Annotated in this window: 13 protein-coding genes and 2 pseudogenes; 6 read left to right on the top strand and 9 right to left on the bottom strand. The window is 67.0% G+C overall.

The window, feature by feature from the left end:
* Positions 1 to 157: 157 nt before the first annotated feature.
* From AB0F62_RS13400 to AB0F62_RS13375, 6 genes are all read left to right on the top strand, one after another.
* Positions 158 to 2,716: a Z1 domain-containing protein gene (locus AB0F62_RS13400; protein WP_361796606.1), complete on the top strand. Its 2,559-nt coding sequence runs from the start codon at positions 158 to 160 to the stop codon at positions 2,714 to 2,716.
* The gene (locus tag AB0F62_RS13395) at positions 2,713 to 3,738 is read left to right on the top strand and encodes a PD-(D/E)XK motif protein (RefSeq protein ID WP_361796603.1); all 1,026 of its coding nucleotides are present in this window, start codon (positions 2,713 to 2,715) and stop codon (positions 3,736 to 3,738) included. The genes AB0F62_RS13400 and AB0F62_RS13395 overlap by 4 nt, the downstream gene beginning before the upstream one ends.
* The gene (locus AB0F62_RS13390) at positions 3,735 to 5,735 is read left to right on the top strand and encodes a hypothetical protein (protein WP_361796599.1); all 2,001 of its coding nucleotides are present in this window, start codon (positions 3,735 to 3,737) and stop codon (positions 5,733 to 5,735) included. Before AB0F62_RS13395 ends, AB0F62_RS13390 begins: the two co-directional genes overlap by 4 nt.
* Positions 5,732 to 6,628 (top strand): hypothetical protein, encoded by an 897-nt coding sequence (locus AB0F62_RS13385; RefSeq protein ID WP_361796596.1) that lies wholly within the window; start codon positions 5,732 to 5,734, stop codon positions 6,626 to 6,628. Before AB0F62_RS13390 ends, AB0F62_RS13385 begins: the two co-directional genes overlap by 4 nt.
* Positions 6,628 to 8,475, top strand: coding sequence for a DUF6339 family protein (locus AB0F62_RS13380; protein WP_361796593.1), 1,848 nt, complete (start codon positions 6,628 to 6,630; stop codon positions 8,473 to 8,475). The genes AB0F62_RS13385 and AB0F62_RS13380 overlap by 1 nt, the downstream gene beginning before the upstream one ends.
* A gap of 148 nt (positions 8,476 to 8,623) precedes the next feature.
* Positions 8,624 to 9,745, top strand: a complete 1,122-nt coding sequence (locus AB0F62_RS13375) for a DNA cytosine methyltransferase (protein WP_361796590.1) — start codon at positions 8,624 to 8,626, stop codon at positions 9,743 to 9,745.
* A gap of 327 nt (positions 9,746 to 10,072) precedes the next feature.
* Here AB0F62_RS13375 and AB0F62_RS13370 read toward each other — a convergent pair whose 3' ends face one another.
* From AB0F62_RS13370 to AB0F62_RS13330, 9 genes and pseudogenes are all read right to left on the bottom strand, one after another.
* Positions 10,073 to 10,513 (bottom strand): hypothetical protein, encoded by a 441-nt coding sequence (locus AB0F62_RS13370; protein WP_361796682.1) that lies wholly within the window; start codon positions 10,511 to 10,513, stop codon positions 10,073 to 10,075.
* Between the two features lie 5 nt (positions 10,514 to 10,518).
* Positions 10,519 to 10,878, bottom strand: a pseudogene (locus tag AB0F62_RS13365) (transposase); the annotation flags it as partial.
* Positions 10,879 to 11,018: 140 nt separating this feature from the next.
* Complete coding sequence (ltrA, locus tag AB0F62_RS13360; protein ID WP_361796587.1) at positions 11,019 to 12,455, bottom strand: group II intron reverse transcriptase/maturase; 1,437 nt, start codon at positions 12,453 to 12,455, stop codon at positions 11,019 to 11,021.
* A 604-nt stretch (positions 12,456 to 13,059) separates the two neighbouring features.
* Positions 13,060 to 13,943: pseudogene (locus tag AB0F62_RS13355) on the bottom strand (IS256 family transposase); the annotation flags it as partial.
* 170 nt (positions 13,944 to 14,113) lie between these two features.
* Positions 14,114 to 15,103: an IS481 family transposase gene (locus AB0F62_RS13350; RefSeq protein ID WP_361796584.1), complete on the bottom strand. Its 990-nt coding sequence runs from the start codon at positions 15,101 to 15,103 to the stop codon at positions 14,114 to 14,116.
* A 144-nt stretch (positions 15,104 to 15,247) separates the two neighbouring features.
* Entirely contained in the window at positions 15,248 to 17,053 is a 1,806-nt protein-coding gene (locus AB0F62_RS13345) for a DUF1998 domain-containing protein (RefSeq protein WP_361796581.1), read from the bottom strand.
* The gene (locus AB0F62_RS13340) at positions 17,034 to 20,210 is read right to left on the bottom strand and encodes a helicase-related protein (protein WP_361796578.1); all 3,177 of its coding nucleotides are present in this window, start codon (positions 20,208 to 20,210) and stop codon (positions 17,034 to 17,036) included. Before AB0F62_RS13340 ends, AB0F62_RS13345 begins: the two co-directional genes overlap by 20 nt.
* Positions 20,207 to 21,727 carry an NERD domain-containing protein gene (locus tag AB0F62_RS13335; RefSeq protein WP_361796575.1) on the bottom strand — a complete coding sequence of 507 codons (1,521 nt, stop codon included), beginning with the start codon at positions 21,725 to 21,727 and terminating at the stop codon, positions 20,207 to 20,209. Before AB0F62_RS13335 ends, AB0F62_RS13340 begins: the two co-directional genes overlap by 4 nt.
* The gene (locus AB0F62_RS13330) at positions 21,724 to 26,436 is read right to left on the bottom strand and encodes a DEAD/DEAH box helicase family protein (RefSeq protein ID WP_361796572.1); all 4,713 of its coding nucleotides are present in this window, start codon (positions 26,434 to 26,436) and stop codon (positions 21,724 to 21,726) included. The genes AB0F62_RS13335 and AB0F62_RS13330 overlap by 4 nt, the downstream gene beginning before the upstream one ends.
* Positions 26,437 to 26,603 lie beyond the last annotated feature (167 nt).

Below are 26,603 nucleotides of genomic sequence, written 5' to 3'. Positions count from 1 at the left end.
CGCGGCGGTTAATGTGTGGGAGTTGTGCGAGGAGGCACGGTGTGGCGTGCCTGGGGCGCTTTGTCCGCCATGCCCGCTTGTGAGCCGCGCTCCTACGCGGGCTGGTCTTCGTGGTCCGGCTGTGTGCACGAGTGGAAGCGGGGAACGGTCGACTGCCATGACCGATGATCTCGACGGAATGTACGACACGTTCAAGGCACTCCTGGACGCGTTCCCGCCCTCGGAAGCGGTCAAGCGGCTGGAGCAGTTGGGCATCAGCCCGGACATTGTGCAATCGATCCGGGAGCGGCACGAGCAGCAGATGATCCGGGTCAGGGAGCTCGAGGAGCCGCACGCCGTCGTTGTAGACGGTCGTGACACCTGGTATACGGGTCCGCAGGCCAAGGACAAGTGCTGGCCCGCGATAGTGGACCTGCTGCGCAAGGACGGCTGGCCCGAGGAACCGGCGATCCGGAGCCTCGACGACTCCTCCACCCGCGTCGTCTCGCTGCTTAACCACCCCAAGGAGAAAACGTTCTCCACGCGTGGCCTGGTCGTCGGCTACGTCCAGTCGGGCAAGACGACCAACTTCACCTCGGTCATGGCAAAGGCGGCCGACCGAGGCTACAAATTGTTCATCGTTCTGGCGGGAATTCACAACGGCCTCAGGCGTCAGACCCAGGCTCGACTCGTGCAGCAACTGGTGGAACCCAACCCCTCGCGATGGTCCCAGCTCACGGGACTCGACAAGGACTTCACGCCGCACGAGAACCCGGCCTCGTACTTCGGGCGGAGCAACGGGACGCACGTGCTGTGCGTGGTGAAGAAGAACGCGACGGTGCTGCGCAAGCTGGCCGGCTGGCTTGAGAAGGCATCGGACTACCTCCAGGACTGTCCCGCGCTGATCATCGACGACGAGGCCGACCAGGCCACCGTGGCGACGAATTCGATCAATCCGCTCATCCTCGAGATCATGAGCCACTTGCCGAGGTCCGCGTACGTCGGATACACGGCTTCGCCCTTCGCGAACCTGTTGATCGACCCGGGCGCGCAGGATCTGTATCCCAAGGATTTCGTCGTCAATCTTCCCAAGCCTGCAGGGCACTTTGGCACCGAGGTCCTCTTCGGTCGCTATGCCCTCGACGGTGAGGACCCGGAGCTGGTCGACGACGGCCACGACATGATCCGGTCGGTACCCGAGGCCGATGTGCCCGCCGTGCGCCCGGAAACCAGAGCCGATATCGAAGGCTTCGAACCTGTCATCACCGACACTCTGCGTCGCGCGGTCGAGTACTTCTGGCTGGTCACCGCTGCCCGACGGGTCCGCGGGACAGGCAACCCGCACAACACGATGTTGATCCATACCAGCGTCAACACCGCTGTGCACAACAGCTTCAAGAGACCCCTGGAGAATCTGCGCGACCGGTCCACGCGGGCCTTGGCGTCGGCGGACGCCGACTTCGTCTCGCGGTTGCGTGATCTGTGGGACAAGGAGACCGGGCGCGTGCCGGCCGGTGACTTCGGCGAGACCAAGGTGCAATTCGAAGAGCTGCTGCCCGAGCTGCCCGGGACGCTCGACAGTTGCCGCGTCATCATGGACAACTCCAGCAGTGAGGACCGCCTCGACTACGAGAACGGTCCGGTCGTGGCCATCGCCGTGGGCGGCAACACCCTTTCGCGAGGGCTGACGCTCGAAGGTCTGTCCGTCAGCTATTTCGTCCGCTCCGTATCGGCGTACGACACGCTGCTGCAGATGGGACGTTGGTTCGGCTTCCGCAACGGTTACGCCGACCTGCCGCGGATCTGGATGACGGACGAGCTGGCCGAGTGGTTCCGGCACCTGGCCACGGTCGAGACCGAGATGCGCCGGGACATCGAGATCTACATGACCGAGTCCGAGACCCCGCTGACCTTCGCCGTGCGCCTGCGTACGCACCCGGCCCTGCGTGTGACCGCTGCCGCCAAGATGCGCGACGCGGTCGTGGCTGCCTCTTCCTACGGTGGCAAGCGAGTTCAGACCCACTACTTCCACACGAACGCCGACTGGCTGAGCAACAACATCACCGCCGCACGGAATCTGGTCGCCTCCGCTGCCGCGAACGCGGTCAGGACCGAGGAACGGGTGGCCGACGGCAGATACGTATTCCGCGGTGTGCCGCACGACATCGTGATCGACTTCCTGTCGAGCTACAAGTTCCACGAGAAGTCGCCGGAGAACGACGCAGACCTGATCATCCAGTACATCCGGAAGCGAGTCACCACAGCCGGATCGCTGCGCCGATGGAATGTCGCGATCGTGGGCAACCCCAAGGGCGACGACTTCACCTTCGCCCCCGGGGTGTGCGTCGGGCGGAACAACCGTGCCCGCCTCGAGATGCCCAACCCCGCCCCGGACTTCGCCGACATCAAGACCCTCATGAGCCGTCGGGACGCTGCCGTGGACCTGACCGGGGAAGTGGGCAACCTGACCGAGCAGGGCATCATGGACGAGCGTCGTGAGCAGCTTCCCGACACCGGACTGCTGGTCCTCTACCCGATCGACAAGGTCTCCCGGCCGAGCCCGGCGAAGAAGCTGCGTGCACCCCTGGATGCGGAAGAACACGTCATCGGTGTGGGCCTGGTCTTCCCGGAACCCCCGTACGGGGACAGCACAGTGGAGAGCTACATCTCCGCCGACCTGTCCAGGGTTCGGATCGAGGACGAGGACTACAGCCTCCTCGACGGCGCCGAGGCATGAACGACGACGAACTGCGCAGTCTCGTCGAGCAGCAGTGGAGAGCGCTGGAGGCCGAGACAGCCACAGGGGAACGACGCCTGCGCGTTTGCGACCTGCCCCTCGACGTCGAGATCGGGCCGATGGCATTGGCCGTCGACCACGAAGGGCATCGTCACGTACTCCTTCCGATAGCCGCACACCGCAAGGTCCGCCAGGGCCTGGACGGACCGGTGCTCCGCCTGCGCAAGCGGCCCCTGGAGGACGCCAGGACCTACCAGACCTACGCCGACCTCTCCTGCCTGCGGCACGATCTCAACGACCTGTTCACGGAGCTGTGCGTCGATGTACTCGGTGCAGCGGGGGAGTCGCCCGACAATCCCGTCAAGGCGCTCCACGGTGTGCTCGACAGGTGGAAGGCCCTGTTCAGTGCACAGGGCGGGCCACTGGGGCCCGAGGAACTCGCCGGGCTGTTCGGCGAGCTGAAGGTACTCAGTCAGCTCCTCCGTAAGGACCCGAGCGCCCACCGGCTGTGGTCCGGGCCCGAGGGCCACCGTCACGATTTCCTCGCCGGAACGAGTGCCCTCGAGGTGAAGACGACCACAAACAGTGAAGGGCGAAGGCCACGGATCCACGGCCTGGACCAACTCGAGGCACCGGAGCACGGGACGCTCTGCCTGGTCTGGTTCCGCCTGCACCGCGCCGGCGCGGACGGCGGCGGCACCGCTTTCACGGAAGCAGTCGCCGAGGCACTTCGACTCTGCGACGACGAGAGCGCGCTGCTCGACCTCCTTGCGCGGGCCGGCTACCACCTTGCCGACACCGACCACTACCAGGACGTACGGTTCACGATCGCCGAAGAGAGGTGGTACGGCGTCGACGCCGACTTCCCTGGACTGACCGCCCAGACCCTCATCGCGGCAGGCGTCCCGGTGTCGGTACTGGACGTCGAGTACACCATCGACCTGTCCGGCGCGCTCCCCGCCCCACTGCAGCCCGACCAGGTTTCCCGGACGATCGAGACCATGATCCAGGAGTCCGTGTGACGGAGCCCCGCTGGTTCTCCCAGCCCTATCCGCCGGAAGGGGCGAGCGCGGCCGAGGGCATCCGCAACCAGCTCGGACGCCCCGAGCTCGACCTGCTCACCGTCCTGGTGCGCGAGTCCGCCCAGAACAGCTGGGACGCACGACTCACGCCATCACCCGGCCCGGTCGACTACCGCATGGACATATGGACGGTCGGCCCCGCACATGCCGCCGCATGGCGCGAACTCCTCCTCGAGGGCGCACCGGCGGGGCCGGAGCAGTTTCCGCTGCGTGAGACCCTCAAACGAGGCCCGGTCCGGGTTCTGGCCGTATCGGACCGCGGCACCCGAGGACTCGGAGGGCCCACCCGCGCGGACAACGCCGTCGGGCCCGAGCGTGACTTCGTGTCCTTCATCCGAAATATCGGAGAACCGCGCGACTCTGCGCTGGGCGGCGGCACCTACGGCTTCGGCAAGGGCATCTTCTACCTCGCGTCCAGGCCCGGAACGATCCTCGTGCACTCCCGCTGCCGTACCCCGCAGGGCGGCCACGAGACGCGGCTCATCGGCTGCACCCTCTGGAAGAGCTACGTTGCCGCTGAACCACAGGGCGATCGCCGCTACACCGGCCGCCACTGGTGGGGTGACACCTCCGGCGCCGTTGTCGAACCCTTGGTCGGCCGACTGGCGGAGATCACAGCACGACGTCTGGGACTCAGGCCCTTCGAACCCGACGAGACCGGGACGACGATCGTCGTCGTCGACCCGAACCTGGACGAACTCGAGCCCGTCGCAGCAGCCGACTACCTGACCGAGACCATCGCCTGGCACCTCTGGCCCAAGATGATCTCCACCGACGGCAGGCCTCCCGCCATGCGCTTCACCGTCACATGTGACGGCGTCGAACACCACGTGCCGGATCCGAGGGAGACCCGGCCGCTCGACATGTTCGTCGCCGCCTACGAGACGATGACCGGCCCGACCGGCAGCGACCTCCATTGCCTCAAGCCGAAGCGCCATCTCGGGCGTCTCGGCCTGGTCAAGCGGATCATGCCGCCCCTGGAACCGACCCGCGCCTCGCGGGTGATCGACATCGAGGACCTCGTTCATCACGTGTGCCTCATGCGCCCTGCGGAGCTCGTTGTCACGTACCGGCCCGGACCGAAGCCGCCGAGCGTCAGCCAGGGCTACGCCGGAGTCTTCCGCGGGGACGAGACCATGGACGAGATCTACGCCCAGGCTGAGCCGCCCACGCACGACGCCTGGCACCCGCAGTCACTCGACAGGCCGGAGAGCACCTTCGTGCACACGACCTTCCGGCGTATCGACGAGGCGCTGCAGGGACTGCTCTCGCTGGGGGGTGTTGCCCGCCCCGGCGCCAGCCACGTAGCGCTCGGCGCGGCCAGCTCTCTCTTCTCCGGGCTCGTGGGCGGAGCCTGGGGAATCGGTGGGGCCACCGCCTACGCCAAGCCCGGCAGCACTGCCGTGCGTGCTCGCCCGCAGGATTCTGACGAGGAGCAGGAGAGCCCACGTGGCGCCAGCTCGGGCCGGCCCACGCCGAACGATGCACACGGTACCCATTGGTCCGCCGGTGCCGAAGCGGTCAGGTCCAGTGATTCCACCGCCGACCAGCATGCGTCCGTCGACGGTCCGACCAACGGTGCCGCCGTCACGGCACGCAGACGGCCGCGTGTCCAGTACGTCGGAGAGCCGTACTACGAGGATCGGGAGGACGACACGGTGCTCGTCCAGGAATTCCGGCTCCCCGTCCCCGGACTCCAGCGGGTCCGGATCGATCTCGCCGTGACACTCCCCGGCGCCAACGGCCGCGAGACGGACCCACCCAAGGGTGCGAGCATGCCCGTTCTCGTCGGCTGGGAGGACGAAGCCGGTGACCTCCGAACGACCGAGCCGTGCGAGATCGAGGGTGGGGACTCCCTCTGGCGCGCCCTCGTACGCCCGGCACCGGACACGATGACCGAGATCGACATCAAGGTCGAGGCGGTGAGGAGCCAGTGACCCGGCGCGTACTTCCGTACCGCACCCCGAGCGAGGACGTCGTCGCCGCCGAGCCGTGGTTCCTCGTCACCGAGGATGGCGAAGTGGCCATGCCCGATGCCTTGCCGGACTGGGACTACCACATGGACTTGCATCTGCGCAGGATCGTCAGAGTCGACCTTGATCGTGCCCGCGCGCAGTCCGGCCTCCCCGCGGATGCGGCACTTGCCGTCGCTGTCGTGTGGACGGCCACCGGATCCAACCTCGGCGGACCGGCTAACCATGCACGCCTGACCGGCGGCGGCACGATCAGCACGGAGATCGACGTCCTGCTGCGCGGAGCCGACCTGGGCGGCCTCCTCCTCCTCGACACCGCTCTGGTCCTGGCCGAGCGTCGCCACGAAGCCCGCCCCTCCTCACCCCGTCGGGCAGGCTCCGTGCTGTGGAGCGACCGGGAGTCGTTGCGCCTCCAGGGTGACGCACCCCAGTTCCCCATGGCCGTGATCGACTTCGCCCGGACGTCCTTCCCCGACCACGCGGCCTGGCACCTGCAGATCAGCGGCGGCCTGGACAGTGCCACCATGGGGTCCTTGCTGCTGCTCGTCAATGAGCGGAACCCGGTCACCGCCACCGCATTCGAGAACGCGGCCAAGCCTCGTCCGATCGACCGGCTCGTGCTCTCCGCGGTGTATGCGGACACGGCCCGGATCATGATCGAACACGCCCTCGGCCACGACGACTTCACCGAGGACGCCGACTTCCCCGACGGCTCGCTCGGCGCCACCATGCTGAGCCTCTTCCACCACATGTTCCCGGCGCAGTCGATCGGCGACATCCGCCTGCGGCAACGCAAGTCACCCGCTTTGTTCGCCTCCGATCTGCAGGCGGCGGTCAAGATCTTCGAGGTGTCCTGATGAGCTTCCTCTACCCTCGGCTGCTCGCCGAGCAGGCCAGACCGCTCTTCGAGGAGTACCAACACCTGTCCGTGGCCGAGCTCGCCGGTCGAATCGCCGTGTCGCACGAATCGGCGGTCTACGTGGCCACAGGCGGGGACCGGGTCTCCGGCCGGCAGCTCCGGGAACTGCGCGCCGGCGTTGTCGATCTTGCTGGGCGTGCAGGATTCCCCGAGGACTTCGACCGCGCCCACAATGCCGAGTTCGACCTCCGGGTCGCCGCCTTCCTGCATGCCGAGACGGGTATGGTGCCAGCCGAGGCCGCCTCCCGAGACGTCTGGGCCTTCCTCGCACTCGTCCTGCTCCCGGACGTCGCCTTCTGGCGCTATCCCCAGCCGCCCAAGGACCGCGTCCTCGGTACCGACCTCACCCGCCACGTCTTCGGCCGACTGTGGTGGCGTGCCCAACTCGTACGGTCCTCCGACGATCCCGAGCCCTACAGTGCTCTCAAGATTCTCGGCGAAGCCGCCTTCGACCAGATCTACGCCCGCCGGGCCGCCCTCGGCGGTAGCCCTCACCTTGTCCGGGCCATCCTCCGCGTCTGGAAGGACCTCGACCTCACCGGGCTCAACGAACGCGAGACCCTCCGTGACTTCCTCAAACGACTGCTCCGTCTCGCCCCCTTCGTGCTCTTCGACGGCATCGAGGAGGACGCTAGGGACGACGAACTGCGCGCGGTCGCCCAGGAATCCGTCGACGCTCAACGTCTCACCGCCGCAACCGGCGCAGACGAGGGCGGCACGTCCGGGCACGGAGCGACCCGCACTGCTGCTCCCCGCGGGACGTCGACATCCGCGCGACAGGAGGCCGAGCCACCCAACCCCCGGGTTGCTCCAGCCGTACCACCGCTCGACGCGCGGCGGTTCACATCGCTCGAGATTTGCGCTGGCGCAGGAGCGCAGGCCCTGGGACTCGAGCGGGCCGGCTTCGACCCGGTACTGCTCATCGACAGCAAGGCCGATGCCTGCTTCACCATCGACCTCAACCGGCCGGGATGGGATGTCGTCTGCATGGACGTCGTGCAGTTCCGGACCGACATGCGTCCGGAGACGATCCGCGTCGACCTTCTCAGCGCCGGGCTCCCACGTGTGAACTCCATGGCGACAGTCGCTCGGGCCGAGGACGCGGACGAGCGCAGGATCCTCAGAGCCGCGATAGCCCTGGCACGAGACATCAAGCCCAAGGCCGTACTGCTGGAGAATGTCCCCGACCTTGTCGAGAGCCCAGGCTTCGCCGCCGACCGCTCATGGATCGAGGCCGAGCTCCGGGAAGCGGGCTTGCGCTCGGCCTGGAAAATCCTGAACGCGGCGGACTTCGGCGTACCCCAGAACCGCAGGAGCGGCTTCCTCGTCGCTCTCCGGGACCCCTACTTCCCCAGCTTCTCCTGGCCCGAGCCGCAAGAGCCGGCGCCTCCGACCGTCGGCCAGGTCCTCGGCCCTTCCATGTCCGCCAACGGCTGGACCGGTGCCGAACGCTGGATAAAGGGCGCCAACCGCATCGCCCCCGCCCTCGTCGGAGGCTCCGACCGGCGCGGTGGGGCCGACCTCGGTCCCACCGGCAGCAAGAAGGCCTGGGCCGCGCTCGGTGTGAACGGCAACAGCCTGGGCGACACCCCGCCGGACATCGGCTTCCCCGTCGACGAGCACCCGAAGCTCACCGTCGACCAGGCCGCGCTCATCCAGGCGATCCCGGAGGACTGGCGCTTCTTCGGAGGCAAGACCTCCAGATATCGCCAGGTCGGTCACGCCATGCCCCCGCCCCTGGCCACAGCAGTCGGCAAGGCGATCGCAGCGGCGCTCCGCATGTAACGGCTCCTGACCCCGAATGCTTCCCGTGGCCTGAACATTGGCATCATCAGCCACGCGGCCGGCTACCATGGGGGCCGTTCAATGCCCCTGACCTGGGGAGCAGCGAGGACGCCGACCTGCCCCCCTCCTCGTCCCGCAAGGAATGCGCGTGTCCGACACCTTCAAGATCGTCGACCTCTTCGCCGGCCCGGGCGGATTCGACGTGGCCGCTCGAAACCTGGGCGTAGAGGTCGTCGAGGGGATCGAATGGGACAAGGACGCGTGCGCCACTCGCCTCGCCGCCGATCTGCACACAGAGTGTGGAGACGTGCGGAAATTCGGACCGGAACGCTATCCCGAGGCAAACGTGCTCGTAGGCGGCCCGCCCTGCCAGACCTTCACGGTGGCCGGCAACGGTGAGGGTCGCGCCGCATTGAACGAGGTGTCGAAGTTCGCCGAGCGGTACGCCGAGGTCAAGATCGTGGAGGACTTCGCATCTATCGGCGGGGAGCTGAAGCACCTCAGCGACGAGCGCACCGGTTTGGTGCTTGAACCCTTGCGATGGGCACTCGAGGCGCTACTCAGAGAGACGACCCGACCGTACCAGGCAATCGTCCTCGAGCAGGTTCCGGCCGTACTGCCGGTCTGGGAGGTGTTCGCGGGCATTCTCGCGGGCAAGGGGTACGAGGTCGCAGATCCCAAAGTGCTGCGGACAGAGGAGTTCGGCGTACCGCAGACGCGCCGCAGGGCGATCATGATTGCGCGCTGGGCCGGTGAGGGAGCGCTGCTGCAAGGTAAGCCGGAGCTGCCCGAGCCCACTCACTGGCACTACAGCCGAAGCACCACCCGTGGCGCAGGCACGTCGCGGCTCGAAGAACCGGTCGCGATGGAGAAGGTGCTGGCGCGCCAAACCCCGTACGAGGTGGTCTCCAACTACGGCACGGGAGGAGATCCGAAGGCCCGGGGGCGGCGGCGTCACAATGAACCTTCGGCCACGGTCACCGGCAAGGGCTCGCGGAACAAACTGGTGTGGGGTGACCACAAGCTCGGCGAGTTTGACTTGCACGAGCTGGGACAACTGCAGACTTTCCCGGCGGACTACCCGTGGCGTCGCCGCAACGGCGACGACGCGAAAGCCCCCGGCGCGCGCAGCGTCATCGCGCAGCAGATCGGCAACGCGGTTCCGCCGCGCTTCGGCATGCACATCCTTGCCGCCGCGCTGGGCCTCGATGCAGCGTTGGAGAGGGCTTTGAAGCGACCTCTGACCTGGCGGCCGTGCGAGGCGGAGTAGTTACCCGGCAGGCTCCGCATCCTGCTCACCTGCAGTGGGGCGAAGTCCAAGCGACGTACCACCGACCGCAGCCGGGGCCACGTCCGGCTGGAGACCTGCGTGGTGAAGCCTGACCAAGACCGGCAAGCGGACACGCCGCGAGCAGCACGACCGGTTCCGGCTCCGCGGCCCGGCAGCTGAGCATGATCCGGTCCGCGCCGCGCAGCGCGGCAGCCGCGACGACCGCATCGACATCGGGCCCGCGCCGCTCGTGGGGTTGCGCGACGTCCGCCAAGTATCGCAATCACAGGTCCTCTCACCCCGTCGGCCGGCTTGGGGGAGCAATCGTCAAGAGTTGTGGATGGTCTCTTCTGGGTTTGACGCGATGATCTCGGCCGCGGCGAGGCGGGCTTCCTCGCGCACTTCCTGGTCGGGGTGGGCGAGGAACGGCTCGATCATCGGTAGTGCCGTGGGAGCGTGCGTGGCACCGAGGATGTAGATCGCGTGCCCGAGGATCTCGGGTTCCATCGTCGGCATGGCAGCCGCCAGCGGTTTGACGAGGTCGAGGGGCAGGCGGTGGTGGTTGAACGCCTCACTGACCGCGTTCAGAGCGGATTCCCGAACCCGGGTGACGGGTTCGTTGACGGTTAGTCTGACCAGACGCCCGACGACCAAGCGGGCCGCATCGGTGTCCAGGGCGGTGCCGCGTAGGAGATCCCCGAGCGAGGCGGCGGCGAGGTCCCGCCGGTCCGGATCGCGCTCGGTTAGGGCTTCGAGTGCAGCGAACATGTCGTTCACGCGGCCACCTCGGACCGCTCGACCAGCACGCCGCTCTCGAACCGGGCTCCCGCACGGACGAGGGGCACCAGATGGGCACCGGTGATCGCGCGCCATCGAGCCTGGGCGGACTCGACCAGCTTGAACACCATCGCCAGGGCTGCGGCCGGGCTGCCGGCACCGCGGGTGACCTTGGTGCGGAGCTTGACCGTGGAGAACGTCGACTCGATCGGGTTCGCGGTCCGCAGGTGGAGCCAGTGCTCGGCCGGGAAGTCGTAGAACGCCAGCAGCTCGTCCCGGTCGTCGGTGATCTTCGCGGCGGCCTTGGGCCACTTGGCACCGTAGGTGCGCGTGAACGCCTCGATTGCCTTCTCCGCGTGGGCGCGGTTGAGTCGGCCTGGAGCGCGGTGCTGGCGTTGCCGCCAGCCCGTTTCTCCAGGCCGCTCTCCGAACCCGCCGTGCGCCTCACAGCGCAACGGGCTCTCCACAAGTCCCGTGCTGGGTCGCACTGTTACCTTCATGCTGCTGTCGGCCACGGCGTCGGGATGACGGTCCCTCGGTAGCGGTATCGCGTAGTGCGTACCTTTGCCGGGTCGAACAGTTCTCGCTCCTGGCCGCGTGGCCACCACCGTCCGCCGCAGTAGCGGCGACGGAGGTCCTTCCAGGTGGTCTTGGGGTGCTTGCGTCGCAGCCATCCGATGACCCGTTCCCACGTGTAGTGGCCCAGGTACTGGAAGGCGGCGTGCGAGACCCCGGGGCGGAAGTACGCGCACCAGCCCCGTAGCAGCCGATTGAGCTGGAGCAACAGGGCGTCGAGCGGTTGGTTGGTGTCCCATTCCCGGCATCTGGCTTGCACCTTGTCCATCGCGGCCTTCACGGCTTTGCGCGAAGGATAGGTGTAGACGTAGTGCCGGTCTGTGCCCCGCTTCCGATGGCGCTGGATGTGCCATCCGAGGAAGTCGAGGCCGTTGTCGATGTGGGTGATCAGCGTCTTCTCCTCCGACAGGCGCAGGCCCATCGGGGCCAGCACCTCGGCAACCTCACCGCGTATCTGTTCGGCGTGTTCCCGGGTGCCGGAGACCAGCACGAGGAAGTCGTCCGCGTACCGCACCAGGCGATAGTTGGCCTTCCCGTGCCGTCGCCGCTTGTTCCGCTGCGCCTGAGACGAGCGGGGGCCGCCGGGATGCTGGGCGAGGTGCTCGTCCAAGACTGACAGGGCCACGTTGCTCAGCAGCGGCGAGAGGATCGAACCTTGCGGGGTGCCGGTGTCACTCGCTCGCAGCTGGCCGTCCTCGGCGAGGATGCCCGACTTGAGGAATGCCTTCACCAGGTCCAGCACGCGTTTGTCTCCGATCCGATCCCGCACCCGGTCCATCAGGGCCGTGTGGTCGATCTCGTCGAAGCACGCCGTGATGTCACCTTCGACGATCCACTCGTAATTACGAGGTCTCGAAGCGAAGTAGTGCACCTCGGCGATCGCGTCGTGGGCCCGGCGCATCGGGCGGAACCCGTAGGAGCACGGGAGGAAGTCCGCCTCGAAGATCGGCTCCAGCACCAGCTTGAGGGAGGCCTGGACCGTCCGGTCGGCCACGGACGCGATTCCCAGGCGACGAAGCTTGCCGTTCGCCTTGGGGATCATGCGTTCGCGGACCGGCAGCGGCCGGAACGTGCGGTCCTTGATCTGCGACCGCAGCCCGCCGAGGAAATCCTCGACGCCGCGCACGTTCTCGACGTAGTAGACGGTCTTGCCGTCCACGCCCGGCGTGCGCGCTCCCTTGTTGCCCCGCACCCGCATCCATGCCGTCAGCAAGAATGCGGGATCGGCAACGAGGTTGAACAGGTCATCGAACCTGCGATGAGGGTCCTCGCGGGCCCAACGGTGCAGCTTGGCCTGGATCTCCAGTACCCGGCGTTCCGCCGAAAAGGCGGCGTCCTCCAGCGCGTCAGTGTTCACCAACGTCCTCCCGGCATTCCAACATCCTTGCTGCCGACTTGCTGGCCCCCTTCGCCATGCGACCGGCTCTCCCGGCCTCGGACTACTACGGGGCCTCCGCCCCGTCCCACGGCCACCAGTCGGCGACAGACCTGCCCCCAGGACGGACCGGCTGCCCGTACCAGGGGCGACCGGGGACGGTTCCCACGTTCACCACATGACCGCTTGACCAGGGCGGTGCCCAGCTCTATCCCGGCAGCATCGCCACGGTTACGCCGCAGACCTTCACCGTGGCCTCCGGACCGGCCACGACCACCGGCGCCGAAGACGACCCCTCGAAGACACAGGGGTACGAGCACTGCACACCGGCCCAGATCCGCCAGGTTCGAGCCGGCACAACGATTACGGGACTTCAGCCGCTGGTTCACTCGCGTTACACCTTCTGATCTCGCTTGCCGGGCCCGACCCGTCTGGCAGTACCGAGTCGTCCCGTCGTTGTCGGGGCTGCTTCCCACCCTCCCCGGTGTCCCCCGGATCAGGCTGCCCCCAGCTTCAACCGGGCCGCTGCGACGGCCCGGATGCGGTGGCCTTTCACCTCCGCACGATCATGCGACGCCTCGTGGCGCACGTCCTCGGCGTTGTAGATCTCCTGCATCGCCTTCGTTGCACCCGGCTGAGCCGACTTCGGCAGGCAGTTCGTGATATTCCGGGCTTTGTGAACCCAGCACCTCTGATGCCTTGCGGCGGGGAACACCTCGGCGAGCGCATTCCACAGGCCCATCGCTCCGTCGCCGACGACGAGCTCGGGGTCCCGCATGCCCCGGCGGCGGCAGTCGCGCAGCAGGTCGGCCCACGACTCGGTGGACTCGCGCAGCCCCTCCGCCAGCGCGATCAGCTCCTTGGAGCCGTCCAAGCGAACGCCGAGCAGCACCAGAACGCACGAGTGCGCCTGCCCGAGCCGCACCTTGGGGTGCACGCCGTCTGCCCACACGTAGACGTAGTCGCGGTCGGACAGGTCGCGGTCCTGGAATGCGGCGTGGTCGTCGCTCCACTGCTTCGTCAGCCTGGTCGCCGTCGCCCGCGACAGGCCGGCCGTGCCGCCGAGGAACTGCTCCAGCGCGGGAACGAAGTCCCCGGACGACAGTCCATGCAGGTAGAGCAGCGGCAGGACCTCCGAGATCTTCGGTGACTTGCGGCACAGCGGGGCGAGGATCTTCGAGGAGAACCGCTTGCGCTCGCCGGTCGCCTCGTCGACGCGGCGGTCGTTGACCCGCGGCACCGTGACCTCGACCGGGCCGGCTGCGGTGACCACGGTGCGGGACCGGTGGTGGCCGTTGCGAACCACCAGACGCCAGTCGCGCTCGTCGGTCTCGGCCGCCAACTCGGCTATGTATTGGTTTACTTCGGCCTCCAAGGCGGCGGCGAGCATCCGGCGGGCGCCCTCGCGGACGATCTCGTCGATCAGGGAGCCGACTGGGTGGAGCCGTCGTCGGTGACTACGCTGAGCATGGGCGCGCCTTCCCGACCCGCGCTGCGAACGCGGGCCTACTCGGTGACCATCACAGGATCATTCGGGAAGGTACGCCCTCCGCGTCCCTCCCGGAACCGGTCCACAAGTCCTGAGCATTGCTCGGCTTGGGGGGGGTGACAACCACTCTTGGGCTGGGACACGGATCACATCATTCCTGACGAAATTTGGCGAAACGTAACCTGCTTGGGGTGTATTGCCCGGTGAGGTTGGGGACGCGGCTGGCGGGTGGCTTGCCTGCGAGCGCGGTGTGTCCGCGGTGGTGATTGTAGGTGTGCAGCCAGCCGGGGAACGCCTCACGCCGTTCGGTCTCTGAGCGGTAGGGCTGTGCGTAGGCCCACTCCTCGAGCAGGGTGCGGTTGAAGCGTTCGACCTTGCCGTTGGTCTGAGGCCGGTAGGGCCGGGTTCGCTTGTGGGCGATCCCGGCCGCGGCCAGGGCCTCGCGCCAGACGCGGGAGCGGTAGCAGGATCCGTTGTCGGTCAGGACCCGCTCCACGGTGACACCGGCAGCGGTGAAGAACGCCTGGGCGCGGGCCCAGAACGCGGTGGCGGTCTCCTTCTTCTCGTCGGTGAGGATCTCGCTGTAGGCGAGGCGGGAATGGTCGTCGACGGCGGTGTGCAGGTAGCTGTAGCCGGTGCCGGACTTGTTTTTGCGACCCGCTGGGCGGCCGAGCATGTTGTGGCCGCCGCCGTCGGGGATGTTGCCGAGTTTTTTGATGTCGACGTGGACCAGCTCGCCGGGCTTGTCGCGTTCGTAGCGGCGGATCGGGTGGCCTGTGGCGCGGTCCAGGTGGGTCAGGCGGGCCAGTCCGAAGCGGGTCAGCACGCGGTGCACGGTGGAGGGCACCAGGTTCAGCAGGTGTGCGATGCGGGCTGGTCCCCAGCGGCGGGCGAGGCGGACCTTGATGATTCGGCGTTCGGTGCGGGTCGGGGTCCGGCGCGGGCTGTGGTGCGGGCGTGAGGAGCGGTCGGTCATGCCGGCCTCGCCCAGGGCGCGGTAGCGGTCTGCCCAGCGCTGGGCGGTGGTGGGCGAGACTTGGAAGCGTTCGGCGGCACGGCGCAGCGGCCAGCCGTCCTCGACGACGCAGCGGGCCAGGCGCAGCCGTCCGGTCTCGGTCAGGGGTGCATTACGGTGTGGCACGAGGGCCTTTCTGGTCGCCGGTGCAGATGTCGCAATCCACACCAGGCCAGAAGGCCCTCACCCATTTCAAGATCCCTCAACCGAGACCTGCATCACCCGTCCACAACCTCCCCGGATCGGCCTCCGGATGGGGTGAGGTGGACCTCACGTGCTGCTCCGGACCTCATCGAGTACGTGATCAAGCAGGCCAGTCACACCACCTCCCCCCAGAACGAGCTGACGGTCCAGCAGGCGGTTGCCCGTCTCGCACGATGTCTCGCTGACCAGGGCACATCCGTGGCACGCCGACAGATTGAGCTGAGCCACGCCCTGGCGGTCGCTCTCGATGCACACCGGGTCGTTAGAGCAGACATCGGCGTCACTCAGGGCGGCCAGCAGCAGCGGGAGGAGCTTGTCGGGGGCGCCCAGGCGAACGAGCCCGCCGAGCGTCCCCTGCGCGTCCCCGGCAGCCGTGTAGATCAGGATTCCCGCTGTGCGGTCCGGACGCTCCGAGTTGGCGTAGATGCGCTCCTGCAGAGACGCGGATGCGTAGCCACTCGCGAACGCGAGTCTGCGGATGAGGAGGTGGGCCAGCGTGTGCAAGGCGATGAAGCGAGGCTCTGGAACGTCCAGGCGGTGAGCCCACTCGCTCGCCTCGCGCCGTCCGATCAGGATTTCCGCCCGTGCCCGGACATCGGGCAGATTTTCCCACTCGGAGATCCGGTCCTCGTCGAACCGCAGGAAGATCCCTTCGCCGAACATCTCGATGGCCGGGTAGACAGGCCTGCGCCTGCGGTCGGGTCCGAGGTCCGCAGTGATCAACGCGGCCTCGGCGCTGTGGCGTCGGAAGCCACGGAGCGCCCTGACCTCACGGACGCGGCGCACCTGACCCACGCCGACGAGTCGGCTGGTCAGCTCCGTCGGCCAGGCCGAGTCGGAGGGAACCGCCCATCCGTCGACGACGAAGTCGCCGACGCCGTGGTCCCTACCACCCTCGAGCTTCTTGACGAAAGCTGCCCACTCGCCGTCCTTCAGGTCGAGAAGCGGGCTTTCCGGGGAGTCGTCGATGCCACCGTCCGCGAGGTTGAGGACCTCCTCCGCGGTCGCTCCGACCTCGTTCGCGATCCATTCGGCGACCATCTCGGCCTGCGGGCCGCCGTTGTCCGCGACGACCTTCTCGAAGTAGATGTGGCTCCGGATGCGATCCGCCGTCCCCACCGACTGCGGGCGCTCCTCGGGGATATCGAGTGCGGAGAGGCGTTCGGCGATGTAATTGCCCGTGGCGCCGCGCTGAACGGCGATCAGCTTGTGTTCGCACACGTTGCCGGGCTTGGGCTCCTCCCACGGTTGGGTCCCACCGCAACGGACGCCGTCGCGGTGGAGCGACTCACCCCCGACGAGATCGGAGAGGGGACGCGAGCGCTTGCACCCGTTGCACTCGACCCGGAGCGAGGCCAGGCCTTCCCCGTGCTGGGACGATCGGACGAACCGCAATTCCTTGTAGGCACGGCAATGGCGCACCGACTCGGTTACGCCGGCGTCGCGCCCGCGGTGAGCCCACATGAACCAGTGAATGTCCTGGATATGGCTGCCCTTCTCGCAGACGGCCACGTACCGCATCGGCACGAGTGCACCGCCACAGTCGCAGTTGTTGCTCCAGCGTCCCTTGTTCCTGCCGGTGAGCTGCGAGAGTTTCGTGCACCGCTCGCAGAACCGCCACGTCGGGAACCGCCAGTAGAGCAGATGGGCGGTCTCCTTGGCCGCACGTCCCGAGTGGGACGGTGCTTGCCGCAGGACGCCCGCGCCCAACCGTGCGAGGAGGCGTTCGCAACTGACCTCGGGGGCCGACTTGCGGTCCCACCAGGAGGTGTCGGGCGCGATCAACGACTCCCCGAGCACGTCGACGATGGCTCCCACACCGAACGGTGTGATCGTCTCCGAGAGACGCAGGTCATGCAGGATTCGTTCCACGATCGCCTCCTTCGAAGGGCTCACGTACTTGGACAGCGACGTTGGGCTCGACGGACCGCATCGAGTCGGCGACGAGCCAACCTTCCCCTTGCTGCCCGAACTGTTTCAGCAGAGCATCCTCGTCGGCCTTCCGACGGCGGTACATCAGGGCCGAGTCGGATTCGCGTGCGAGTCTCGCGCGGCGATCCCAGTCATTGAGGAGCAGCCACACCTGCGCCTGCGTCTCCTCGGCCTCGATGTGCTCCGAGCGACTCACCAGGTCGACGAAGGTCTTGACGAGTCGCTCGATCGCGCCGCGCATCCGGTCGTCCTCGAGGTCGAGAGCCGATGCCGAGTCGTGTTCTGCGAGCGCGGGGAAGGTGTGCCGCATCAGCGCCACGAGGGCACCGGCCAGTGACCGGTCGCGCGACGCCAGGGACCAGGGGGTGACGCTCGTCGGCTCGACGTCGCGGTAGAGCGCCTCGTGGTACCCCTTGAAGGTCTCGAAGTGCGACCGGTCGCGGGCCCGGTTCGACCTGAACAACGTCGTCACGATGCCGTTGTTCCGGCCACGGCCCACCCGGCTGGTGGCCTGGATGTATTCGGCGGTCGTCTTGGGCTGGCCGACCATCAGCATGAGTGCCAGGCGGGGTATGTCGATGCCGACCGACAGCATGTTCGACGAGAGGACGACATCGACGGCCTCGTCGGTGTGGTCGGCGCTCCGCCCGAGTTCCCGCAGGTCGTTGGGTAGTTCCTCGGGCCCTCGGCGACTGGTGAGTTCCAGGACCCGACCGGCGCGTACGCGTCGGAACGGCAGGTCCAGTCGATCCGCACGGGGCTCGAGACGTCCGTTGACGTCGTCGACCACCAGCGTTCCGCTGCGGCCGAGCTCGCGGAGACTGTTGTGGTACATCACCGTGGTCCAGTACGAGTCCCGCGTGGCGCCGGAGTCCGTGTCCCTGGCCAGCACCGCAGGGATCTCGATCAAGGGCGCGGTCGCCGCAATGACCGCGGAGACCTGCGAGACGGACTGCGGCATCAGCCCGACGTAGAGGCGGCCCTCGCCGCTCTCGACAGGGCGCGAGAAGAAGGTCCGATCGCCGTCGAGCCCCGCGGGGGGATAGAGCGCGACCTCACGTCCGTAGAGCCCTCGGACCTGCTCCGCCGAGGCACGGATCGTCGCCGTGGAGGCGATGATCTTGGGAGTGGTGCCGCCCTTGCTCAGAAGCATCTGGATGACGGCGTCGAAGACCGCGACGGTCGTGCCGAGCGGCCCCGACAGCAGGTGCAACTCATCCTGGATGATCATTGAAGGTTGACGGTACATCGTGTTGAGGCCCAACAGCTGGCCTGCCTCCGGCTTGAACTGGAGACGGGCGAACTTGTCGACCGTGGCGAGCAGGATCGTCGGGGGCTCCTCGTAGAGGACGTCGTCGACGACGGCCAGGGGAAGCTCGTCATGGAACCGGCAGTCCGCGCTGGTGCAGTGGATGACGATGTCGTTGCCGTCAAGCCGGAAACCGTACTGCTTCGGGTCGTGGGACCTCGACGCGGGGACCAGAGCCGCCCCGCACCACGGGCAGCTCTCGACCTGGAACTGATTCGTCTCCTCGGGCCTGGCGGCCTTGTGCAGGCGCTGGAGCGCGGCCTTCGCATCCGCTCTCGAACTCGGAGTGACCTCATTGCCGACCCAGAGACCGATGGAGAACCTGGCCATGGCCCTGGCCCGCGGATCGTCCTTCCGCAGCAGTTCCATGGCGCAGATGAGTGAGGCGGCCCGCTGGAACTGCTGCGCCGTGAGAAGCCGGAGGGTGTATCGCGTGATCACCGCCGTACCGGCGCCGGCGATGCCGTGCATGATCCGACGACGGAAGATCTCGATCGCCGCCAGGCCGAGATACGCCTCCGTTTTGCCGCCGCCTGTGGGGAACCAGATGAGGTCGACAAGCTCCCGCTCCGGGTGCTCCTCGTCCACTGTGGACGCCAGTGACACGAGAAGGAAGCCGAGCTGGAAGGGACGCCACTGGGGCTCCTCCACTCGGTCCGGGTCGGCACCGCGCTTGAGCGCGGTCTGCAGCATCTGCAGACGCATGGCCGACATACCGAGCGCGAAAGCAACCCTCAGCTGTTGCCGACGAGGGTCCCGCAACAGGGCGACACCGGCTTCCATGCGCTCCACAGAAGTGCGGGCGCGGTTCGTGATGGCTCGCGCCACGTCGGCGTCGTCCCCGAAGCCATCGACTCGGGCCTCCTGCGCCGATACCCACTCGGAGAAGGCCTGGACGAACACATCCAACATCGGCACGACTTCGTCCGACGCGGTGTCGATGCGCGCCAGATTTTCGAGCCGGAGCGCCTTGGCCGCGTTGGAATCGGCCTCGAAGCCCGTCGTCTCCACCGCGGGGACGACGAACGCCGGGACGGAGGCGAGGGAGACAGCGGTACATCTCCCGTCGATGAGTTCCCAGTCGGCGGCCATCCCGTGGCCCACCGCGTACACCTTCCGGTCCCGATAACGAAGACGCAGCTCCGCGGACTCCTCGTCCACGGTGAAGGACTTCGCGGGGTCGTACTCCAGGATCTGTCCGCCTTGCGCGGACGCCACCGCCAGCTTGACCTGGAAGAGCATTCGCTCGATGTCGAGCCGATCATCACCCGTCGATTCCGAGCGCACACGTGCGTGCACGGTCACCAGGTGGTCGTCGCCGTAGGCGCGCCACCTCGAGCCGATCTCGAGCTTCACGTCCCCCGCGGTCAGTTCATGCGGGGGCTGCTTCGGGGAGAGCTCGAATCCCTCGAACGAGAACGGGTGCCGCCGCCAGCGCGGAGGGCCGTCCCCGGCGACCCGCTGGTACGTCCCTCCGGAGAACGCGACGGTGACGGTGGACCTGTCCGTGACGAAGGAGACGGCCACCGACGACGGGCGCCAGTCCTCCGCGAGAGGCACACCGGCCCCGTCCTCCTCCACGTCTCCGGAGGACACGTCGGCCGAGACGTCCGTCTCCGAGCCGGAGCCATCGGGGCTCATCACCCGTGATCCGCTCGGGAACAGCATGCCGACTGCATACTGGCGATCGGGCAGATTGAGGAGTACCTCGTCGTCATCGCCATCGGGTCCGACATATGCCTTGCGGAGATGCTCCAGCGCGATCTCCTGCGCCCTGGTCAGTTTCACTTTCCCTCCAACTGCTTCCGAGCGAGGTGCTGGAGCTGCCGTCGGTCCTCCTTGGACACCACGATGTGCAGCGAGACACGGGCTCGTGTCACGGCGACGTAGAACGCCGCACTCTCGGCGATGCCGAACGACGCGGGCAGGTCGCAGACGACGACGTGCTCTGCCTCCAGGCCCTTCGCGGACTTGGGGCTGGTCACGACGAACCCGTCGGTTGTCCTACGGGCATCGTCGAGAGATGTCACGCTGATGATCCAGACGGTCTCCGGGCGGACACCATCGGCGACGAGCTGGCGTACCACGGACTCCGCCGCGTGGATGCCGGCGGGGACGTCGGACGAGTGCCAGGTGACCTTCTCGCCATGGACGATGCCCGGGTCGCCGAGGTCCGCACCGAGGTACTCCTTCACCATGTGGACCATGGCACGCGTGTTCCGCACGTTCAGGTCCAGATCCACCGAGAGTGCCTCGGATTCGACGATCTCGAAGGTGTCGTCGTCGAAGGCGCCGTCGACGTGCGACTGGTTGTTCTTGTCCAGGAACATCCGCCACCGGCCAGAGGCACGACCGCCGACGATGATCACATCGAGGGTGTCCATGACTTCAGGAGTCATCAGGTCCTGGGCTTCGTCCACGAAGACGATGTCGTAGGCCTTGCTCTCCCTCAGTTCCCCGAACGGGATCACGTCCAGGGAGCGGCCTTGCACACGGGGAACGAAGAACTCCACGAGCCTCGGGGACCGGAAGGTGATCAGCACGGACCTGCCCTGATCCGCCTCCTGCTTCGCCGCCTCGGCGAGGACGAGTGACTTGCCCGTGCCGGCGCCGCCGGACACCATCATCCGCGGGTTGCGGGCCAGTGCGGCCAGGACCCTGGCCTGGCCGGTAGTGGCACGGTTCTGCTCCTCGATCACAGCGCCACGCTGCGCGTCGATCGCGGGCATGCGGGTGAACTCCCCGAACAGACGGGCCCGCAGGTCCTCCACCCGGGCAAGTTTCTGCCCCACCGGTGGCTTCCGTGCGGACGCCGCGATCGCGTCCAGTGCAGCGGTCAGACGGGCCGTGGTCATGTCGTCTTTCCCCAGCCAGTTGGCCGGCTGCCACTCGACCGAGTGCGGAGGGGTGTCGATGTCCGGAGTGATGACGACGGCCTCTTGCGCGAACCAGCCGACGCCCTCCTCGTGGAGGATGTCCCGCAGCGCGTACATGGCAGACCTCGCCTGCTCCATGGGGGAACCGGCGAGCTTGTGCCAGTCGTTGCGCCGGTCGACGCTGTACCACACGCCCTCGTACTTCCGGACTCCTCCCCCCTTGGCCTCGATGACGATCACGACCTTCTTCCACAGGATGACGAAGTCGGCCTCCGCCTGCTGCTTGTAGGCGTGGGAGCGCAGCTTCACCGAGTGGAAGGCGACCGCGTCGGGGTCGTCGTGCACGTCGCGCAGAAGCTGGGCGATCCGGCGTTCGGCTGCGCTGCCTGCGGTCTTCTCGATGTCTGCCAGGTCGGGAACGAGGATCACGCGCCCTGCTCCTTCCAGAGGTCCTCGTACTCGCGGTATCCGAGCAGGTCGGTGACGTCCCCGTCCCCGAAGTCGTCCTTCATGTCCACGATGAGGCACTCGGGCTTCCCGCCGTTGGCAGGGCCGCGCAGGCCGCGTCCGGCCATCTGGATGTAGGCGTTCGGGCTGAACGTCGGACGCGCTATGTAGAGCGCCCGGACACCCGGGGCGTCGAAGCCCTGGATCAACAGGTCGCAGTTGGTGAGGACGCGGATCTCGTTCTTCTTGAAACGCGTGATGATGTCACGGCGCTCCTGCCGACCGGTCTGTCCGCTCACCGCTGCCGCCTCGACGCCGCGGTACCGCAGCGTCGCGGCAAGCACCTGCGCCGACAGCACATTGGGCGTGAAGACCAGAACGGGCCAGGCTGGGTCCAGCCCCATGATGTGGTTGACCAGGGTCGACATTCGTGCCTGGTCCTGGCCGATGCGCTCCAGGACGCTCGGGCTGATCCTGCGCTGCCTCTTCGCCTCGTCGATCTCGTCCGGCTCCAGCGGGACATCGACGCCGAGGAGCACCTGGTGCTCGACCCGTGCCAGAACCTCGATCTCCGCGAGTTCCCGGTAGGCATTCTCCTCGAAGGCCTTGATCTTGCGGCCGCCGAAGCGGTTCACAAGGGCCTTGGTCGCCGAGATGGACTTTCCCTTGAAGGGTGTCGCCGAGAGTCCGACCAGAGGGCGTTCCCAGCCTCGGCCGGCCACGCCGAGCCAACCGAGAATGCGCGTGTACAGCTCGGAATCACCCGCACGGTGGCCCTCGTCGACGATGACGGTCGACGCGTGGCTGAGCCACGCGTACTCCGGGCTGTGGAGAATGGCATCGAGCTTCGCATCTGTCGCGACGATCACGCTGAACTCGGTGTCCGGCTCGTGTACGACATTGCGATCCCAAAGACGCCCGATCGTCAGAGGTCGTTCGTCCCCGAGACCGCGCCACACCGTGCTCCAGGTCTGGACGGCCTGCTCGCAGAGCTCGAGGGACTGGGCGATCCACAGGACGGGACCACGAAGCTCTCCCTCGATGAAGAGCCTCAGCACGGTCTCCGCCGCGACGCGTGTCTTTCCGGCGCCGGTCGGCAGCTCCACCATCGCCTTGCGATGGCGGCCGTTCTCGTCCCGGACGATCAGCACGTCCCGGAGCTGCTTGCTGATCCTCTGCTGGAACGGGTGCAGGGGGTTGAGCTTCACGGCACCGGGGACGACGAACTCGGCGTCCTGGTACATCGTGCGCCGGCCGGCGTACACGGCTGGGAAGCCCATCTTCCGCAACCAGGAGATGGTGGTCGCTCCTCCCGACCACTGGGTCGGGACGTCGGGGAACTGTTCCTGTCGGAACAGGTCGGCGAGCAAGCTGATCGAGTCCGAGCCGTACACCGTGAGGAAGAGCTTGGCGATGGACGTCTCGTCGTCGACCAGTCCTTGCGCCTCGAGTGCAGGCCAGAGGCCCTTGGGCAGGGCATCGCGCAGGTCATCCGGGCCGAAATAGATGTCAAGTCGCTCGACATCCGTGTGGGCAGCCAGAGCCCTCTGCCGAAGCTCCTCAAGTCGGTGATCGAGCCCGACCCTCCGTACCCCCTCGAGCTCGGCATTCGTGAGCTCCAGGGCGAAGGCTTCATTGACGATGCCGAGGAGCTGACGCTCGTCGAATTCGCGTCGCACCGTCAGCCTCGGACCGTCGAGATACGAAGGAAGCGGACGGTCCTCGACGCCGTCCTCGGCGGTCACACGCTTGACTACCTGCACGGCGCGAGTGATCGTGGCGTTGGCCAGCCTGTCGGCGACGTCCGTACTGCGCAGCCCGGTGAAGACATCGAGCACTCGCTCCTCCTCCTGGGCGCCCTCGATGACCATGGAGAAGGCGAAGCTGTCCTCGAATCGACAGCAGCCCACGGAGCCGACAAGTTCGGTTGCCTGATCCTCCGTCGCCTTAAGGTACGGGCGCTGGCGAGACGCGAGCAGCTTGGCCTGTTCATCCGATACTGCGATGTAGACCGCCGAGGGACAGCGGGGCTCCACAGCACGTCCCACGCGCGCCGGAATGCTCGTGGGCTGCGAGCCGGCACAGGCGACGCGCCATGCCGTCAGAATGAAGTCGACGAGGACAGCGTCGCTGGTGGCCGGAGCGAACAGTTTTGCCTCGAGCGACTCCCTGAGCACCGGAGGGGGCACCAGAGCGAGTTCGTCCGGAAGCCCCAGCGCATCGACGACCTGTCGTGAACCGCTGAACAGCGGGAGCAGCTCGCGGTACCTGATGAGAGACGGAGCAACCACGTCCGCCGGTGCACGGTATCCACGGGTCGATTTCAACAGACCGGCTTCCTCCGCTGCCCAATGCGCAGGCGACTTCACGGTGTAGGCCGTGTCCGTGTCGAGATCCTCGCAGGTCCAGGCAGCAGGTCCGGCTTCGAGCAGCTTGACCGTCCAGTTCTCGCGCACCTGCGCGGGCGCCTCCGCATGGCGGAGGATGAACAGCATGGAGAAGGGGCCCGGACCCTTGCTCGGGCTGAACGCGATGCGCTCGATCGGACGGTCGCCGACACCGAGCTGCGCGTTCAGCTCGGACAGGACCCATTGCCGGTACTGCTCCATGCAAGGCTCGTCCTCGATGGAGTAGTCCCTGACGACTGCGCGGACGACGCCCAGCCGGTGCGCCACTTCGGGCAGACAGCGCTGACGGTCCAACGTGCGCGCAACATGCTCGTCCCCCAGGGGGACGTCGAGGTCGAAGACCTTGCGAGGCATGGCCCAGCCGCCGTCGCGGGTCGGGACCTTGACCGCGTTGGAGCGGCTCGTCAGCACCTTCACCGCTTCGGGGATCGGAAGACCGAGGACGGCGTCCCAGATCTTGGAGAGCTCGTCATCGCCGGCAGTGGGCGAGAGGCGGGCAAGACGGGCGTTGAGAATTGCAACGGGGCTGAGATCACGGAACCCTGCCTGACGCAGGCCGTTCTCCACGCCGGGCTGAGCCAGGAAGCCGCGCGAGACGAAGACTGCCTCCTCGATCTCGGCCCCGTCCTCCTGGTTCAGGAAGACGACGTTGTGGTCCGAAATCGCGCGCAGCCCGGCGGTTGTCGGGATGACCTTGGCCCCGTCGACACCAGGGAGCCTCCGATTGTTCAGCACGAATCGCAATGCGTTCGCAGCAGACACTGTATCCGCTCCGGCAGCCCATTCGCGGAGCCAGGACAGTAGTCCTCGTTTGGGTACATTGTCGAGGGAGCGTGACATATCCCTGTCGTTACCATCGATGAGGTCCGGGTTCGCCGCCGCCACGAAGAGCTGCCGCAAGCGCGTAAATCGCTGACCCGATCTGTAACATTGCCAGTGCGGCACATCGTCCCCGGTGTTCGGGGAAACGATCCAGGCCTGGTGGACGCTGTCGTCGACCTGAATACCGAAGTCGAGCGGGCGCAGTTCGGTGGCGTGCTTCAGATTGCCGGTTGCGTTGGGCACGAGCGGGAGGCTTCCACTCATCCGCGGCACGTGGAAACAGAGAATCCCGTCTCCGAACGAGAGAACCTCCCTGCCTCGTGCGGGCATGTAGTCGAGGTGTGCAGCAGGGTCGGTGGGCATCGTCACCCGCGACAGCATGCCGACGAACATCTCGGCGAGCGTCCCGAGGATCTCCCGGTTGTAGTCGTTCTCGAGAAGCGTTGTTCTGTCGTCGTTTACGCTCCACGGGGCGTTGAAGAGTGCGGAGGCAGAGGTCTGATCCTGGAGCGGGAAGTAGGACCAGAACTGCCCGATGCGCTGCCTGGCCTGACGTCTGGGGATCGCGACTGTGACCTTGACCGCCGCTCGCGAGACGGCCTCCCCGACCTGCTGACGGGCCTCGGCGGAGGGGGCATGCATGCGATGCTCGACGATCCATTCGTCGCCCTCGCCGCTCGGCTCTTCGATCTTGTATGTGCCGTCACCCAGGTCACGCGAGACGTAGGCCGTCTCGAACGGGTCCGAGCCAATGACCTTGAGCTTCACTTCACGAACTGCTGTGACGAAGAGGAGGAATTCAGATGAGAATTCCTTGATTCCCTGGCGCAGCCTCTTGAGGTTGGAAACACGGGGGAGCCGCACGATGGTGGCGGCCCATTCGGAAAGGTCGGCGAGAATCGGGTCGTCTGTGAAGGCGGTGGCCGGATCGACGAGGGTCGGTGTGCGGAGGATGGGATAGCGTCTCGCGACCCGGATATCGGCAAGAGTGTCCCGTGCGGTCGACGAGTTGAACTCGAACGAAACTGTCCGGCTGAACACCTGAGGAGCGTCGGAGACGGCGAGGGAGGACTTGAAGCCGAGGCCGAAGCGGCCGATCTCGTCGCCTCGTTTGCCGCTCAGGTGTGCATGGGTGATTGCAGTGATCCCGTTCTTCGAGAACGGGCGACCGGAGTTGGCGCAGTAGAGCGTTTCGTTGTCTGTGTCGAGGATGATCTCGACTCGACCGGCAGCCGTCCCCAGGTTGCCGTCGGCCCCGGACATGGCGTCAGCAGCGTTCTGGACCAGCTCGAGGAGCGTACGGTTTGCGTACCCTCCCACGCGGATGGACTCCTCGTGGTTGGCATGCTCGGAGATGAGATTCGGGTTGACGTTGTAGGCGGCGATGGCGCTGTCGAACCGATCCGCCACCTCTTGCGCGAGGAGTGCGTCTGCAGTCCAGGAGTTTTTTGTGAACGTCACGGGGGTGCACTCCTCATTTCCGAGGCATCCGTCCCGCGGACGTGATCCGTCCGCTCTCGGAGGCTGGAAGGTCTATCAGATGAAGACGAACTTGGGGGCGAAGGGCTCGGTGGCCCTCTCACTACATCTTCAGCGCCGAACGAGGCGAGGTGAAGGCGCTCGATTCA

The sequence above is a fragment of the Streptomyces sp. NPDC026673 genome, from assembly GCF_040638135.1.
Lineage (GTDB): Bacteria > Actinomycetota > Actinomycetes > Streptomycetales > Streptomycetaceae > Actinacidiphila.
Note: the sequence above shows the minus strand (reverse complement) of the source record. Positions and strands in the feature narration are given on the sequence as shown.

What these genes read in the sequence shown, in the direction of transcription:
- AB0F62_RS13370 (WP_361796682.1), bottom strand. Translation starts at nt 10,513, where the DNA reads ATGTTCGCTGCACTCGAAGCCCTAACCGAGCGCGATCCGGACCGGCGG.
- AB0F62_RS13395 (WP_361796603.1), top strand. Translation starts at nt 2,713, where the DNA reads ATGAACGACGACGAACTGCGCAGTCTCGTCGAGCAGCAGTGGAGAGCG.
- AB0F62_RS13400 (WP_361796606.1), top strand. Translation starts at nt 158, where the DNA reads ATGACCGATGATCTCGACGGAATGTACGACACGTTCAAGGCACTCCTG.
- AB0F62_RS13380 (WP_361796593.1), top strand. Translation starts at nt 6,628, where the DNA reads ATGAGCTTCCTCTACCCTCGGCTGCTCGCCGAGCAGGCCAGACCGCTC.